The 14431-nt window shown below is 66.1% G+C and carries 13 protein-coding genes; 6 read left to right on the top strand and 7 right to left on the bottom strand.

The genetic code is table 11. The features are described from left to right. Positions 1-3: 3 nt before the first annotated feature. Complete coding sequence (locus tag ACNQVK_RS35920; RefSeq protein ID WP_418033588.1) at positions 4-1269, bottom strand: aromatic ring-hydroxylating oxygenase subunit alpha; 1266 nt, start codon at positions 1267-1269, stop codon at positions 4-6. A gap of 141 nt (positions 1270-1410) precedes the next feature. Here ACNQVK_RS35920 and ACNQVK_RS35915 point away from each other — a divergent pair, with 141 nt between their 5' ends. Continuing rightward, the gene (locus ACNQVK_RS35915) at positions 1411-2871 is read left to right on the top strand and encodes an aldehyde dehydrogenase (protein ID WP_418033587.1); all 1461 of its coding nucleotides are present in this window, start codon (positions 1411-1413) and stop codon (positions 2869-2871) included. A gap of 10 nt (positions 2872-2881) precedes the next feature. Continuing rightward, positions 2882-4024, top strand: a complete 1143-nt coding sequence (locus ACNQVK_RS35910) for an amidohydrolase family protein (RefSeq protein WP_418033586.1) — start codon at positions 2882-2884, stop codon at positions 4022-4024. Between the two features lie 12 nt (positions 4025-4036). Here the strand turns inward: ACNQVK_RS35910 and ACNQVK_RS35905 are convergent, their stop codons facing one another. Next, entirely contained in the window at positions 4037-4639 is a 603-nt protein-coding gene (locus ACNQVK_RS35905; protein WP_418033585.1) for a TetR/AcrR family transcriptional regulator, read from the bottom strand. Positions 4640-4804: 165 nt separating this feature from the next. Here ACNQVK_RS35905 and ACNQVK_RS35900 point away from each other — a divergent pair, with 165 nt between their 5' ends. Beyond that, positions 4805-5935: a spirocyclase AveC family protein gene (locus ACNQVK_RS35900; protein ID WP_418033584.1), complete on the top strand. Its 1131-nt coding sequence runs from the start codon at positions 4805-4807 to the stop codon at positions 5933-5935. A gap of 7 nt (positions 5936-5942) precedes the next feature. Here ACNQVK_RS35900 and ACNQVK_RS35895 read toward each other — a convergent pair whose 3' ends face one another. Next, entirely contained in the window at positions 5943-6389 is a 447-nt protein-coding gene (locus ACNQVK_RS35895; protein WP_418033583.1) for a MarR family winged helix-turn-helix transcriptional regulator, read from the bottom strand. A gap of 189 nt (positions 6390-6578) precedes the next feature. On the opposite strand from ACNQVK_RS35895, the gene ACNQVK_RS35890 reads away from it, so the two are divergent. Next, positions 6579-7184, top strand: coding sequence for a hypothetical protein (locus ACNQVK_RS35890; RefSeq protein WP_418033582.1), 606 nt, complete (start codon positions 6579-6581; stop codon positions 7182-7184). 84 nt (positions 7185-7268) lie between these two features. Here the strand turns inward: ACNQVK_RS35890 and ACNQVK_RS35885 are convergent, their stop codons facing one another. The 4 genes from ACNQVK_RS35885 to ACNQVK_RS35870 are packed head-to-tail and all read right to left on the bottom strand — an operon-like array spanning position 7269 to position 12352. Further along, positions 7269-8642 (bottom strand): FAD-binding oxidoreductase, encoded by a 1374-nt coding sequence (locus ACNQVK_RS35885; protein ID WP_418033581.1) that lies wholly within the window; start codon positions 8640-8642, stop codon positions 7269-7271. Positions 8643-8652: 10 nt separating this feature from the next. Beyond that, a complete protein-coding gene (locus ACNQVK_RS35880) occupies positions 8653-9906 on the bottom strand; it encodes an alpha/beta hydrolase (protein ID WP_418033580.1) in 1254 nt (417 codons plus the stop codon). Next, positions 9899-11506 (bottom strand): acyl-CoA ligase FadD12, encoded by a 1608-nt coding sequence (fadD12, locus tag ACNQVK_RS35875; RefSeq protein WP_418034552.1) that lies wholly within the window; start codon positions 11504-11506, stop codon positions 9899-9901. Before fadD12 ends, ACNQVK_RS35880 begins: the two co-directional genes overlap by 8 nt. Before the next feature lie 36 nt (positions 11507-11542). Beyond that, positions 11543-12352, bottom strand: a complete 810-nt coding sequence (locus tag ACNQVK_RS35870) for a 1-acyl-sn-glycerol-3-phosphate acyltransferase (RefSeq protein ID WP_418033579.1) — start codon at positions 12350-12352, stop codon at positions 11543-11545. A 219-nt stretch (positions 12353-12571) separates the two neighbouring features. On the opposite strand from ACNQVK_RS35870, the gene ACNQVK_RS35865 reads away from it, so the two are divergent. Further along, on the top strand, positions 12572-13444 hold the full coding sequence (locus ACNQVK_RS35865; RefSeq protein ID WP_418033578.1) for an arylamine N-acetyltransferase family protein: 873 nt from the start codon (positions 12572-12574) through the stop codon (positions 13442-13444). Positions 13445-13507: 63 nt separating this feature from the next. Continuing rightward, positions 13508-14431 (top strand): helix-turn-helix domain-containing protein, encoded by a 924-nt coding sequence (locus ACNQVK_RS35860; RefSeq protein ID WP_418033577.1) that lies wholly within the window; start codon positions 13508-13510, stop codon positions 14429-14431.

Here is a 14431-nt window from a genome sequence, read left to right as displayed (position 1 = left end):
GGTTCACACTCCCGCGGTCTTGCGCTGGTAGTCGTCGATCCATGCCGCGGTCTCCTTGTGCAGGTGACGTAGCAGGATCTCCTGATCGCAGAGCAGGAATTCCTCGACCACCCGGGTCTCGATCGAGCTCTGGGTCGCCTCCAGGGTGTTGGCGTCCTGCAGGCCGTACTCCTTGAAGGAGACGGCAGCCAGCTCCTGGCCCAACCGCTCGCGCGGCGTACGTGGCTGCGGGAAATACAGCGTGCACTCGAATGTGTGTGTGTTGAACGAGGTCGGCCAGTAGTGGTAGGTCAGATACCAGCCCTGGCCCCAGAACAACACGACGAAGTTGGGGAACAACTGGAACGAGTCCAGCCCCCACGGATCGCATTTGGCCGGATTGAGCCCGACGGGCATCTCGCCGAGGTCGGGTTTCTCCCACGGTCCGAAAAGTCCACTCTGGCAGATGTCTTCGATGGGCTTGCGCATCTCGTCGGCCATCTCCCAGGCCCTTACCCCGGACGTGCTCACCAGCCGGTGTGGCCCCTCGATCCGGTAGTGCGGCGCCTCGAAACCGGACTCCGCGGCGGCCTTCGAGTACGCGGTGGGAGATTGGTTCGCATGCAGGATGGGTGCGTGATAGAACTCCTGGAAGGCGTCCATGTACAGCTTCCAATTCGCTTTAACCTCAGAGCGATAGGTGAACCGCGACGTCATCTTGTCGAACGGATAGCCCTCCAGATCGGTGATCATCGGGCCCAGGAATTCGCGCAGCGACTGCTCAGGAGCCTTGGCGAAGTTGACGAAGATGAATCCCTCCCACACCTCGCAGTGCACCGGGACCAGGCCGTAGCGACTCTTGTCGAGATCGAAGAACTCGCCTTCCTGCTGGACGAAAGTCAGTTCCCCGTCGAGGTCGTAGCGCCAGGCGTGGTACTTGCAAGTGAATTGCCGGCACACCCCGCTGGTCTCCTCCAACGGCATGTCGTCCCAGACGAGTTTGTTGCCGCGGTGGCGGCAGACGTTGTGGAAAGCCTTGATCTCGCCGGATTTGCCGCGCACCACGATGATAGAGGTGTTGGCGGCCTTCATCTCTCTGGTGAAGTAGCTGCCCTTGCGTGAAAGTTGTTCGACCCGTCCGACATTCAGCCAGGCGCGTTTGAAGATCGCCTGACGCTCCAGTTCGTAGATCTCCGGGCTGATCGAGTCTTCATACGACACCGGGCCGGTGCCCAGATCGGGGTAGTGCTGAGTCCAGCTGCCTTCAGCCGGTTTGGGAAACCGAGCCATGCCCGCTCCTCTGTGATGTGTTTCGACCGACGATGCCGACCCGTGGCTGTTGGTGCCGGCAGCTCACGATCGACGGTAGACGGCGGTTCCATCAATGACAAGTAGTTGATATTGTGGCGTCACTGAGGCGGAAGGATCCGAATGGATCAGCATCTTGGGGAGTACCTCGGAGTCGAGGCCGACTGGTCGCAGAGCGGCGACCCTGCCGACACGATCGAGGTCATCTCGCCGCACACCGGGCAAGCCATCGCCCGTGTGCCTGCGGCCCGACCGGCTGACGTCGAGGCAGCCGTCGCGGCCGCTCGCGGCGCCATCGATCATGGCCCGTGGCCGTGGTTGGATCCGGCGGAACGGATCGCTGCGGTGCGCCGCCTGGCCGAGCTTTACGGGCAGCGCCGCGGTGAGATGGCGCAACTGATCTCGGCCGAGATCGGTGCGCCGATCAGCTTCGCGCAGCGGGCCCAGGTCGGGCTGCCGGCGATGATGATGCCGGCGTTCTGCGACCTGGCCGAGACCTACCCGTGGCACGAGAACCGCGCCGGCTTCTTCGGATCGGACGTCCACGTCAAGAAGAATCCGGTCGGCGTCGTCGCGGCCGTCGTGCCGTGGAACATGCCCCAGTTCCTGACCATCACCAAGCTGGTGCCCGCGCTGCTGGCCGGCTGCGCGGTGATACTCAAGCCCGCACCCGAATCACCATTGGATGCATTGCTTTTGGCGGAGATCCTCAAGGAGGTGGGTCTGCCCGACGGTGTCGTCACCGTCGTGCCGGGGGACGCCGGCGTAGGTGCCCACCTGGTCGGTCACCCCGGCGTGGACAAGGTCTCGTTCACCGGCTCCAGCGCCGCCGGCCGGGCCGTCGCCGCCGCGGCTGCGGCGAATCTGACCAAGGTGAGCCTTGAGCTCGGCGGCAAGTCGGCGGCCATCGTCCTCGACGATGCCGACCCGGAGACCGTCGCGGCCGGTATCCGTGCCGCCAGCCTGTCCAACAGCGGACAGATCTGCAACGCACTGACCCGGATCTTGGTCCCGGCCTCTCGGGAGCGGGACTTCGTCGACGCCCTGGCCGCCCGGATGACCGCGCTGACCGTCGGGGATCCTGCGGATCCCGCCACCGACCTGGGGCCACTCGTGTCCCGGCGGCAGCAGCAACGGGTCCGCGACTACATCGACCTGGGCCGGAACGAGGGAGCCCGGCTGGTGTGCGGCGGAACTGGGCTGCCGGACGGCGTCGACACCGGCTGGTATGTCCAGCCCACCCTGTTCACCAGAGCGAACAACTCGATGCGCATTGCGCGCGAGGAGATCTTCGGGCCGGTGCTCACCGTGATCGCGTACCAGGATGAGCGTGAAGCCGTAGCGATCGCCAATGACTCCGATTACGGCCTGGCCGGCTCGGTGTGGACGGCGGACGCGGACCGGGGCATCGGGATCGCCGACCGTGTACAAACCGGCACTTTCGGGGTAAACCAGGGGTACACGATGGATCCGTTCGCACCGTTCGGCGGCGTCAAGGACAGTGGCTACGGCCGGGAGCTCGGTCGTGAAGGGCTTGACGGCTACCTCGAGACGAAGTCCATCGCCGTCGCAATCGCACGTTGAGGGGCCGACCATGACGACAACCGCCTCGCCGAGGGTTCCCGCCACCGAACGTATCGCGGTGCGGTGCGTCGATTCCGATGTGCATCCCACGCCGCGTCGGGGCGAACTGGGCCAGTACATACCGGAGCCGTGGCGCAGCAGCTATTTCAACACCCACGACGTCGGTGAGCTGATCTACTACGACGCGCCCGACTATGCGCACGCCTACGCGATGCGCACCGACACCTTCCCGGCTGACGGTGAGTTCGCCGGCAGCGATCCCGACCTCGCCTTCCGGCAGCTGATCATGGAGGCAGGCGCCGATATCGCGATCTTGGAGCCCGCGGCCTACGGGGCGCATATCCCCGAAGCCAACCACGCGATGAACTGCGCGCTCAACGACTGGCAGGCCAACCACTGGCTGGACTCCCACAACAACTGGCACGAGCGCTGGCGCGGGTCCATCTGCCTGGCCGTCGAAGCGCCAGAGCTCGGGGCACGGGAAATCGAGCGGTGGGCCGGCCATCCCTACATGGCGCAGATCCTGATCAAGGCCGAACCGCGGCCGTCATGGGGCGACCCGAAGTACGACCCGCTGTGGGCCGCGGCCACCAAGCACGACATCACGGTGAGCTGCCATCTGTCCCGCGGTGAGTATGACGAGTTGCCGCTTCCTCCGGTCGGATTGCCCAGCTACAACCACGACTTCATGGTCACCTACTCGCTGCTGGCGGCCAACCAGGTGATGAGCCTGATCTTCGACGGGGTCTTCGACCGGTTCCCGACGCTGCGCATCGTGTTCGTCGAGCATGCGTTCACGTGGATCCTGCCGCTGATGTGGCGCATGGACGCGATCTACGAGGCACGCAAGTCCTGGATGGACATCAAGCGCAAGCCATCCGAGTACGTCAAGGACCACATCAAATTCACCACCCAGCCGTTGGACTACCCCGAGGACAAGACCGAGCTGTCGCGGGCGTTCGAGTGGATGGAGTGCGAGAAGATCCTGCTGTTCTCCAGCGATTACCCGCACTGGACCTTCGACGACCCGCGCTGGCTGGTCAAGCACCTGCCCGAACACGCGCGCGAGGCGGTCATGTTCCGCAACGGCATCGCGACCTACAAGCTCCCGGAGACCGTTCCGGTCCTCGAGGGCCAGGTCCGGGTGTTCTGAGCCCGAACCAAGTCACGGCAGCTTGATGGCCGATACGTACATCTCCACCATGGGCCGGTAGAGGTCGACGTCGTCGAGTTCACTGCCGAGGACCACGCCTTCGCTGGTGGCGATGAGGACCTGGGCGAACGTCGACGCGGGGATCTGCAGCGTCGCACCCAGACGTTCCATGCCTGTGGCGATGAACTTGCCCAGCGCTTCGACGACTTCGGCTCGCTTGGCCGCCACCCGTTCCCGTGCCTCGGGATTGCGGCGTAGGTAGAGGGTGAACTCGTGGCCCAGGGCGGCATGCTCGGCGCCACGGTCACGGCTCAGCTCACGCCACCGGTTGGCGATCTCGTCGAGTTCGGTCGCCCCGACCTGCTTCGCGGAGGACATCACCTCGGCGAAGTTGTCGAAATACCGGCGCCAGTACCTGTCGCTGACCGCCAGAAAGAGCTCTTCCTTGGTGGCGAAGTGGTTGTAGATGGCGCCCTTGGTGTAGCCGGCGGCGTGGGCGATGTCATCGAGAGATGCTGCGGTAAAGCCTTTTTCGGCGAAGACCGCTTCGGCGGCGTCCAGCAGCAGTGAGCGGGTGCGCTCCAGGCGCCGTTCCCGTGTCCACTGCTCGACCATGCGTCAGATTCTGCCACAGCACTGAAAAACTCCTTGGTATTTGAGATACCACCCGGTATATTCGCATTCGGCGAACGGGAACCCTTGCGTCAAGCGGTGTTTCGTGACCCTTCGCCGGAATACGGCCATGCGCACTATCAGGGGCGGCTCAAAGGAGGCAATGGCGTGAGCGATCTCGAGACGAAGTCCGCAGCGGCAGGGGTGGACCGGTCGGTCAAGCCGGTCCAGATCTGGGCCACGGTTGGCGGCCTCCTGCTGGCATTGCAGCTGTACGTGTGGATCAGCTGGATCACCGGCCCCTACTTCGAACGCGTGCCCGGTGGCATCCACGAGCCGCCGCTCTATATGAAGATCCCGCTCATCGCGAACGCCGTCGTGTTGTGGGTCGGCCTGCCGTTCGCCATCTGGTGGTTCTTCATCCGGCCGTGGCGGCGTGAACGCCGAATCACCCTGGACGGCATGCTGTTTGTGTCGATGGGCCTGATGTTCTTCCAGGATCCGTTGCTGAACTACTTCAACACCTGGTGCACCTACAACACCTGGTTGTTCAACCGGGGCTCCTGGTCATCGAACATCCCGGGTTGGGTCTCACCCGAGGAACCCGGTCGGCAGGTCGCCGAACCCTTGCTGACCAACGTGCCGGGTTATGCCTACGGCGTCCTGCTGATCACCATCGCCGGCTGCTGGCTCATGCGCAAGATCAAGAACCGCTGGCCGAGCATCAGCAACCTGAGGTTGATCTTGGTCACCTATGCGATGGCCTTCGTCTTCGATTTCGTCATGGAAGCCCTCGTCATGCTGCCGATCGGGTTCTACACCTACCCGGGCGCGATCCGGTCGGTGTCGTTCAACGCCGGCACCTACTACCAGTGGCCGATCTATGAGGGGCTGATGTGGGGAGGTGTCCAAGCGGCACTGTGCTGTCTGCGCTTCTTCACCGACGACCGCGGCCGCACCGTCGTCGAACGTGGAATCGACCGGGTGCGAGGTGGATTCGCCAAGCAGCAGTTCGTCCGGTTCCTGGCGATCTTCGCCGGGGTCAGCGCGTGTTTCTTCTTCTTCTACAACGTGCCCGCGCAGTGGATCGGCATGCACTCCGACCCCTGGCCCGAGGACCACATGAAGCGGTCCTACCTGACCGGCGGCATCTGCGGTGCCGGCACCGGCACCCCGTGCCCCGACCCGGTGCTTCCGATACCCACCAAACGGTCCGGCTTCATCAACACCGACGGCCAGCTGGTCCTACCCGAAGGGGCTCAGCTGCCGACGGTCGTGCCGCTCATGCCGGGACACTGACGTCGCGTCAGGAGACCATCGGCCCGCACGCGGCGTCGGCGCGCCCGGCCTTGCGTAACAACGCCTTGAGTTGCCGTTGCTCGCTGGGTGTCAGGCGGTCCAGTACCCGCTGATCGGCGACGTGGACGGCGGCCTCTGCCCGGGTGAGCAACGTCCGGCCGCTGGCGGTGAGTTCGGCGGGCAGCGCTTTTCCCGCCGCCGCTGTATCGGGGCGGCGTACCGCGCCCGCGGCTTCCAGGCGGTGCAGCAGCTGGTTGGTCGCCTGCGCGCTGACGTTGGTGAAGCGGGCCAGCTCGGCGCTGGTGAGCCCGGGATTCAGCGAGATGATCCGCAGGCAGACGAACTCCGCCAGTCCGAGTCCGAGCGGAGCGAGAACCGCGGCCGCTTCTGGCCGCAGCGTGGCAGCCACCCGGTGCAGGAGGTATCCCAGCGGCTCGCTGTCGGGGGCAGTCATAGCTGGCATCCTCACATGCGCCGCACTCGCCGACCATGCGGATCGGTCGCACCGTTTCGCCCACAGCTCAACCAGTTCTCAGCCAGATCTCATTGAATTGGCCCAAATAGGGGCGTATCAAGGAACTTGATACACCTGTCGGGCCGCGCTCCGCTGGTCCGGCTGAAACCTGGAAAAAGGATGTGTGACATGGGTTTTGGAGGATTCTTTGGCGGCGGTCCGGCCGGATTCGGCGGCGGTAACTGTGGTCCCGGGGAGCAGGGCGGCTTCGGCGGTTTCGGTCCGGGGGCGTTCGGCGGACCCGGCTTCGGTGGGGGCTTCGGTGGGGGCTTCGGACCGAAGTTCGCGCTCAAGCGCGCCGCGGTAGGTACAGCGGCACTGCTGCTGGACGGGCCGGCCACGGCTGAACAGATCGTCGAGCGCACCACCGAAGCCACCGGCGGTGCCTTCACCCCACCACTGGACATCGTCGAATTGGCCATCGCCGCACTAGCCGGCCGCGGTGTGGTGACCGTCTCCGACGGTGTCGCCACGCTGACCGAATTCGGCACCCAGTTGCTGGCCTGGCGCGGTGTCACCAGCGAGACCGCGCACGCGTTGTTCGGCAAGGTGGGCAAGTTCGCGGACGTCATCAAGATCCGCACCGGCCTGCACGAGGTCGCGGGTCTGGCCCGCACCATCGCGTTCACGGGCACGGACGAACAGAAGGCCAAGCTCGGTGAGGTGCGGACGAACCTGCTCGCGGCCATCACCGAGGCGAAGAAGGCCCTGCACGGGGTGCTGGCCGAGGCCTGAGGGCTGATTTCCGCGCCGAGACTACGGTTTGTGGCCCAAATTCCGGCCATTCACGTCAGAAATCGTAGTCTCGGCGGCTGGGAACTAGCGCAGCACCGAACCCGGATTGAGGATGCCCTGTGGATCCAGCGCATCCTTGATCCGGCGGGTCAACGCCATCACATCGTCGCCGAGTTGTAGTGGCAGCCAATCCCTTTTGAGCCGGCCGATGCCGTGCTCGCCGGTGATGGTGCCGCCCATGGCGATCGCCAGTTCCATGACCCGGGCGAACGCCTGACGGGCGCGTTCGCTCATATCCGGATCCTCGGCATCGAATACCACCACCGGGTGGGTGTTTCCGTCGCCGGCGTGGGCGACGACGCAGATCAGCACGTCGCAGTCGTCGGCGATGCGTTTGATGCCCGCCACCAGTTCCGGCAGGTCGGGTATCGGTACCGTGACGTCCTCTAGGTAGAACGTGCCCAGCTGCATGAGGGCCAGGCCCACCAGCCGGCGCGCCGCGGTGAACGCGGCGCCCTCTTCGGCGTCGTCGGTCGCGTAAACCTCGGTGGCACCGGACTTCTCGCAAGCCTCGACGATGTGGGCGATCTCCTCGGCGGCGGCGCCCGGTGCATCGGACTGAACCAGCAGCATCGCCTCTGCCGAGCGGTCCAGGCCCATGCGACGATAGTCCTCGACGGCGTTGATGGTCGCGTGGTCCATCAGCTCCAACATGGCGGGCCGGACCTTCTCGGTGATGGCCACCACCGCGTCGGCGGCGTCCTGCACCGAGCCGAACAGCGCGACCGCAGTCGATGCCGGGGGCTGCGCCGGGATCAGCCGCAGGGTGAGTTCGGTGATCACCCCGAGGATGCCCTCGGAACCGACGAACAGCTTCGTCAACGACAGGCCGGCAACGTCTTTCAACCGCGGACCGCCCAGCCGCACGGCCGTGCCGTCGGCCAGCACCACCTGCATGCCCAGCACGTAATCGCTGGTGACCCCGTACTTCACACAGCACAACCCGCCGGCGTTGGTCGCCGCGTTCCCGCCGATCGAGGAGATCTCGACCGACCCAGGGTCGGGCGGGTACCACAGCCCGTGCTCAGCGGCTGCCTTCTTCACCTCGGAGTTCATCAGGCCGGGCTGCACCACCGCGACGCGGCTGGCGGTGTCGATGCGGACATCGCGCATCCGTTCGGTGCTCAGGATGATGCCGCCGTCGACCCCGTTGGCGCCACCGGCCAGACCGGATCCCGCGCCCCGGGGAACCACGGGCACACCATGTGCGCTGGCCCACCGCAGCACGGCCTGTACATCCTCGGTGCTGCTCGCCCGCACCACGGCCCGGGCTCGGCCCGCCTCCGGGTCGAGTGCGGCGTCGCGCCGATAACCCTCGATCACGGCGGGATCGGTGATCACCGCGTGGTCCGGCAGTTCGGCGGCCAGTGCGGAGAGCTCGGCGTCCGGTGTGGACATCTTCAGGAGCTTAGTAACCGGAAGCGATCTCGTCGTCCAATTCGTCCCGCAGGCCCGAGTCCAGCTGGGCCCGGGCGCGGGCCCAGTTCAGGAACTCCGCGACGGCATCGGCCGTGTAGTGCCCGCGCGGTGAGCCGAAGATGTCGAACGCATGCTGGGCGTGCGGAATCTCGGCATAGACCACGGGCGACTTCGAGACCTTGCGCAGTGCGGCGACGAAATCGCGGCCTTCGCCCACCGGGATCAGGGAGTCATTGGCGCCGTGCAGCACGAAAAACGGTGGGGCATCGGGGTGTACCAGCGTGATCGGCGAGGCGTCCTTGTACACCTGATCATTGGCGGCCAGCGGCAGCTTGACGATCAGCCGCTCCAGCACCTCGACGAACTCGGCCCGCCCGGTGCCGGCGGTGCTGAACCAGTCGTAGCGACCGTACACGGGCACCGCGGCGGCGACGGAGGTGTCGGCGTCCTCGAAACCGGGCTGCCACTTGGGGTCATTGGGGGTCAGCGCGGCCAGTGCGGTCAGATGCCCACCTGCCGAACCGCCGGTGATGCACACCGCGTCGGGGTCACCGCCGTACTCGGCGATGTTGGCCTTCACCCAGGCCAACGCCTGCTTCACGTCGATGATGTGGTTGGGCCAGGGGTGGCGCGGGCTGATCCGGTAGCCGATCGACACGCAGATCCAGCCCTGCTCGGCCAGGTGACTCATCAGCGGATACGACTGGGGCCTGCGCATGCCGATCATCCACGCCCCACCCGGTACCTGCAGCAGCACCGGTGCCTTGCCGTCGCGGGGCAGGTCGGGGCGCATCCAGATGTCGGCGAGATTGGCCCGATGCGGGCCGTAGTGCACGGTCTTGCTCACGTAGCGGCGCCGGCTCATGGACGTGGAGTACACCTCGCCGCGACGCAGGGGCCGCAGCGCCGACGGGTACTCGTCGGCCAGGGCCTCGCGGACCGGCTCTTCGAAGTAGGGCCGGGACTGCACACCGCGACGGTGCACCAGCACCAGCAGTGCCCAAGAAATAGCTTTGAGCAGCAGGGAGATTCGGCCGCCCGCCGAACGGTAGTCACCCCGGATGCCGCGGCGCACCGCGTCGAGGGCCGACCCGGTGATCACCAGCGGTGCGTTCTCCGAGGTGGGCCAGCCGAACGCGAAGGCCAGGATGGTGCTGTAACCCCTGCGTCCGATCGGTTTCACTGCGTTGGCAGCATTGAGCAGCTCAGCGGCCGCTGCGAGCAGCCGTCGGCGTTCAGCCATTCACCTTCTCCTGGAGTTGGCGTCGGTCGATCTTGCCGGTGCTGTTGCGAGGCAATTCGTCCAGCACGGCGATCTCCCGCGGCACTTTGTAATTGGCGAGGTTCTCTCGAACGTACGCCTTGAGCTCATCGGGGGTGACCGCGCCGGAGAGCACCACGAAGGCGACGAGCCGCTGCCCGTACTGCGCATCGTCGACACCGATCACCGCGGGCTCCGCGACATCGGGATGGCCGGCCAGCACCTTCTCCACTTCGATCGGATAGACGTTCTCGCCGCCGGAGACGATCATCTCGTCGTCGCGGCCCACCACGAACAACCGGCCCGCTTCATCGAGGTAGCCGACATCGCCCGAGGACATGAAGCCCTCGTGGAAATCCTTCGTCGTGCCGGAGGTGTATCCGTCGAACTGCGTCGAGTTGCGCACGTAGATGGTGCCCACCTCCCCGGTGGGAACCTGCCGGAACTCGCGGTCGAGGATGCGAATCTCGGTGCCCTCCGCGGGTTTACCCGCGGTATCGGGTGCGGCGCGCAGATCGGCCGGTGTCGCGGTGGCGATCATGCCGGCCTCGGTGGCGTTGTAGTTGTTGTAGATGATGTCGCCGAACCTGTCCATGAACGCGATGACGACGTCGGGACGCATGCGCGATCCGGATGCCGCGGCAAACCGCAGCGTGCGTCCGTCGTAGCGGTTCAGTACGTTCTCGGGCAGCTCCATGATCCGGTCGAACATCACGGGCACCACGCACAGACCCTTGGCCCGGTGCCGGTCCACGAGTTCCAGCGTCGCCTCGGGGTCGAATTTGCGGCGGGTGACGATGGTGCAGGCCATCGACGCCGCGAAGGCCAGCTGGGAGAAACCCCAGGCGTGGAACATCGGCGCCACGATCACGACGCGCTCTTCAGTGTGCCACGGGGTGCGGTCCAGGATCGACTTCAGCACCTCGGGGCCACCGCCGGAATGCTTGGCGCCCTTGGGGGTTCCGGTGGTACCCGAGGTCAGCAAGATCACCTTGCTCTTCACGTCGGTGCGTCGCGGCTCCTTGCCGCGATGCTCCTCGACCAGCTTCGCCACGGTGACGTCGTGGGCGTGAGTGTCGGTCCACGCCACGATCCGTGCGGTGTCCGGACGCCCGGCAAGTGCTTGATCGACTGTGCCGGTGAATTCCTCGTCGTAGATGACGGCGTCGACCGACTCGCGGTCGACCACCTCGGCCATCGCCGGCGCGGCGAAGGAGGTGTTGAGCAGCAGCACGTCGGCGCCGATGCGGTTGGCGGCGATCAGCGACAGCACGAAGCCGCGGTGATTGCGGGCCATGATGCCGAGCACCTTCGGTTCACCACCCGGCAGTGCCTGCAGGCCGGCGGCCAGGGCGTCGGCCTGCTGGTCGACCTGTTGCCAGGTCAGCGTGCCGAGTTCGTCGACCAGGCCGGGCCGGTTACCGCAGCGCTGCGCGGCGGCCGCGAAACCCGAAGTGACGCTCATGTTCTCGCGCGCCATGGCGGCGGCGATGCGCACGTACTTGTCCGGGCGCATCGCCGTGATGATTCCGGCCCGGCGCATGGTGGTGACCAGGCCGACGGTGTCGGTTACCCGGTCCATCGGCCCCGTCAGCAGATCGAGCGGATTCACCGGTGATCAGCCGATCACCGGGAAGCGGCGCTCTTCGGCCAGCTCGTCCAGCGCGCGCTGCATGACCCGGCGGACGTGCGTGTCGACCTCGTCGATATCGGGGTTCTCACCGAACTCGGCCTCGATGTCGATCGGCTCCAGCGTCCTCATCACGATCTTGCTCGGCAACGGCACGTTGAGCGGCAGCACGGCAGACAGGCCGAACGGAAAACCGAACGACACCGGCACGATCTTGGTGCGGGCCAGCCGCGCGATCGGGCCCAGCGCCTTGGCCACCCCGGTGCCGCGGGACAGGAACAGCTGGGTCTCCTGGCCGCCGATGCCGACCATCGGCACGATCGGCACGCCTGCGTTGATCGCGGCCTTGATGTAACCGGTGCGCCCGGCGAAGTCGATCTTGTTGGCCGAAAGGGTCGGCCGGTACACGTCGTAGTCACCGCCGGGGAACACCACGACCACGCCGCCGGAGCGCAGCGCCTCGTCGGCGTTCTCGTGGTTGGCCCGGATGAATCCGGTCTTCTTGAAGAAGGCCGCGGTCGGCCCGGTCATCAGCATGTCGTGGCTGAGGGTGTACACGGGGCGCTCGAAGCCGAACTTCTCGTAGAAGCCCGTCGCGAACACCGGCACGTCCAGGGCGAACAGTCCACCGGAGTGGTTCGACACCACGAGCGCGCCACCGTTGGGGAAGCTGTCCAGCCCGCGCACCTCGGCGCGGTGGTAGCCCTTGATGAGCGGCCGTAGGAAGCCCATGACCTTCTCGGTCAGGCCCGGATCCCACTTCGTGATTTCGGACGGGTCGATGTCGGTCGCAGCCACAGGGTCCCCCTGATGTGGATTGGAACGTGTTCTAGTTTTGCTAGTGTACCCAGGTGGAGGGTGAAAAACCCATTTGCTTCACGGGTCCATCTGCCTACCGCCGAGTAGCTGTGGACAATCCTCTCAAAACCACAGGTGGCGCCGTGTGGCTATGAGACCGACGGATTCGTCACAGTCGAGTTGACCTGAACCACGGTTGAGGCAGCATCATTGGCAGGCATGGGCTCCTCGCCATCTGACTCGCCATCTGACTCGGCATTCGACCTGCCCGGCTACCTCGGCCGGATCGGCCATGACGGTTCGACGCGACCGGACTCCGACACCTTGCGGGGCGTCGTCGCCGCACACGGACGCACGATCCCGTTCGAGAACCTTGACCCGCTGCTGGGCATCCCGGTCGCCGATCTGAGCGCCGCGGCGCTGTCGGACAAGCTGGTCACCCGCCGCCGCGGTGGCTACTGCTACGAGCACAACGGGCTGCTCGGCTACGCCCTCGACGAGCTGGGCTACGGCGTCGAACGTCTCGCCGGGCGGGTGGTCTGGATGAAGGAACCCGACGCCCCGTTGCCCGCGCTCACCCACAACGTGCTGGCCGTGACGGTGCCGGGGGAGGCCGGGCGGTACCTGGTCGACGTCGGCTTCGGCGGGCAGACGCTGTCGTCGCCGATCCGGCTGCAGACCGGTGCGGTGCAGCAGACCCGGCACGAGCCCTACCGGCTGCTGCAATTGCCCACCCGCCACGAGCCTGAGTACGAACTGGCCGCGCAGGTCCGCGGTCAGTGGCAGCCGCTGTACCGGTTCACCGCCGTGCCGCAACCGCGGATCGACCTGGAGGTCGGAAGCTGGTATGTATCAACACATCCCGGTGGGGTCTTCGTCGTCGGGCTGTCCGCGGCACTCGTCACCGACGACGCCAGGATCAACTTGCGCGGCCGGAATCTGGCGATCCACAGCCACGGTGAGACCGAGCGCATCCGATTCGACACCGCCGCAGAGGTTCTCGATGCGCTCACCGGGCGGTTCGGTGTCAACCTGTCTGATCTCGACGGCGTCGACGTCGAGGCGCGGGTGGCGCAGGTGCTGGACAGCTGAGCCGGCCTGGGCAACCACAGCAGGAAATGTCATGGTTCGCACAGGGACGGCCGACCATACTCGGTGACCGTGGAGGACCAACCGAACGGCCGTGACCGGCTACGCGAACTGCTCGACGCAGTCGTCGACGACGACAACTCGGGCGTCGGCGACATGGCCCGCAGCAGCTACGCCTCGGAGTTTCACTTCTCCCGAGAGGTGCGCCGGCTCACCGGAGAACCGCCCGCGGCGCTGCGCCGGCGGGTCATGCTCGAGCGTGCGGCCTGGCGGTTGCAGCAGGGGGCCGGGGTGGCCGAGGTGGCAGAGACCGAAGGGTGGTCGTCGGCCGAGGTGTTCTCCCGGGCGTTCCGCCGCGCCTTCGGGGTGCCGCCGTCTCGCGCCGACGATGTCGGATTCCGGTTGACCGCTCCCAACGGAGTGCACTTCCATCCGCCGCAGTCGTTGTGGTGCGATGCCGACCCGGGCGAGGCCGCCGGCCCGGATATCGCCCAGTTCATGCTCGTGCACGATGTCGCCGACACCGACTACCTGATCGGTACCGCCGCTGAGCTTTCCGAACAGCAGTGGGTCCAGGACATCTCACCGGGTCAGGTGGTACTGGACTGGGACGGGCCGGAACCCGGCGTCGCAGCGGTACTCGGCGCGATCGTGTGGACCAAGGAGGTCTGGCTGGCGACCATCGAGGGCCGGGATTTCCCGTCGCGTGCCACGACCGGCCAGGCGACGGCCGAGCAGCTCGCGGCGCACCACCGCGTCATCGGAAAGCGCTGGACCACACTGATATCCGAATACTCGGCCGCGGGACGGCTGGGTGACACCGTAATAGATGCGTTGTGCGATCCGCCGGAATCCTTCCAGCTGTACGGGATCATCGCGCACGTGCTGACCTATTCGGCGCATCGGCGGGCACTCGTGCGGGGAATGTTGACCCGACATGGTGTCCAGGTCGACCGGGGTGACCCACTGGAATGGATGAGGAAGGACTGA

Origin of the sequence: Mycobacterium sp. 134, assembly GCF_048282715.1 — a bacterium.
In the GTDB taxonomy this organism is placed as follows: domain Bacteria; phylum Actinomycetota; class Actinomycetes; order Mycobacteriales; family Mycobacteriaceae; genus Mycobacterium; species Mycobacterium septicum.
This window is presented reverse-complemented; position numbering and strand designations above follow the sequence as displayed.

What these genes read in the sequence shown, in the direction of transcription:
- fadD12 (WP_418034552.1), bottom strand. Translation starts at nt 11,506, where the DNA reads ATGGACCGGGTAACCGACACCGTCGGCCTGGTCACCACCATGCGCCGG.
- ACNQVK_RS35880 (WP_418033580.1), bottom strand. Translation starts at nt 9,906, where the DNA reads ATGGCTGAACGCCGACGGCTGCTCGCAGCGGCCGCTGAGCTGCTCAAT.
- ACNQVK_RS35895 (WP_418033583.1), bottom strand. Translation starts at nt 6,389, where the DNA reads ATGACTGCCCCCGACAGCGAGCCGCTGGGATACCTCCTGCACCGGGTG.
- ACNQVK_RS35885 (WP_418033581.1), bottom strand. Translation starts at nt 8,642, where the DNA reads ATGTCCACACCGGACGCCGAGCTCTCCGCACTGGCCGCCGAACTGCCG.
- ACNQVK_RS35915 (WP_418033587.1), top strand. Translation starts at nt 1,411, where the DNA reads ATGGATCAGCATCTTGGGGAGTACCTCGGAGTCGAGGCCGACTGGTCG.
- ACNQVK_RS35920 (WP_418033588.1), bottom strand. Translation starts at nt 1,269, where the DNA reads ATGGCTCGGTTTCCCAAACCGGCTGAAGGCAGCTGGACTCAGCACTAC.
- ACNQVK_RS35890 (WP_418033582.1), top strand. Translation starts at nt 6,579, where the DNA reads ATGGGTTTTGGAGGATTCTTTGGCGGCGGTCCGGCCGGATTCGGCGGC.
- ACNQVK_RS35865 (WP_418033578.1), top strand. Translation starts at nt 12,572, where the DNA reads ATGGGCTCCTCGCCATCTGACTCGCCATCTGACTCGGCATTCGACCTG.
- ACNQVK_RS35910 (WP_418033586.1), top strand. Translation starts at nt 2,882, where the DNA reads ATGACGACAACCGCCTCGCCGAGGGTTCCCGCCACCGAACGTATCGCG.
- ACNQVK_RS35905 (WP_418033585.1), bottom strand. Translation starts at nt 4,639, where the DNA reads ATGGTCGAGCAGTGGACACGGGAACGGCGCCTGGAGCGCACCCGCTCA.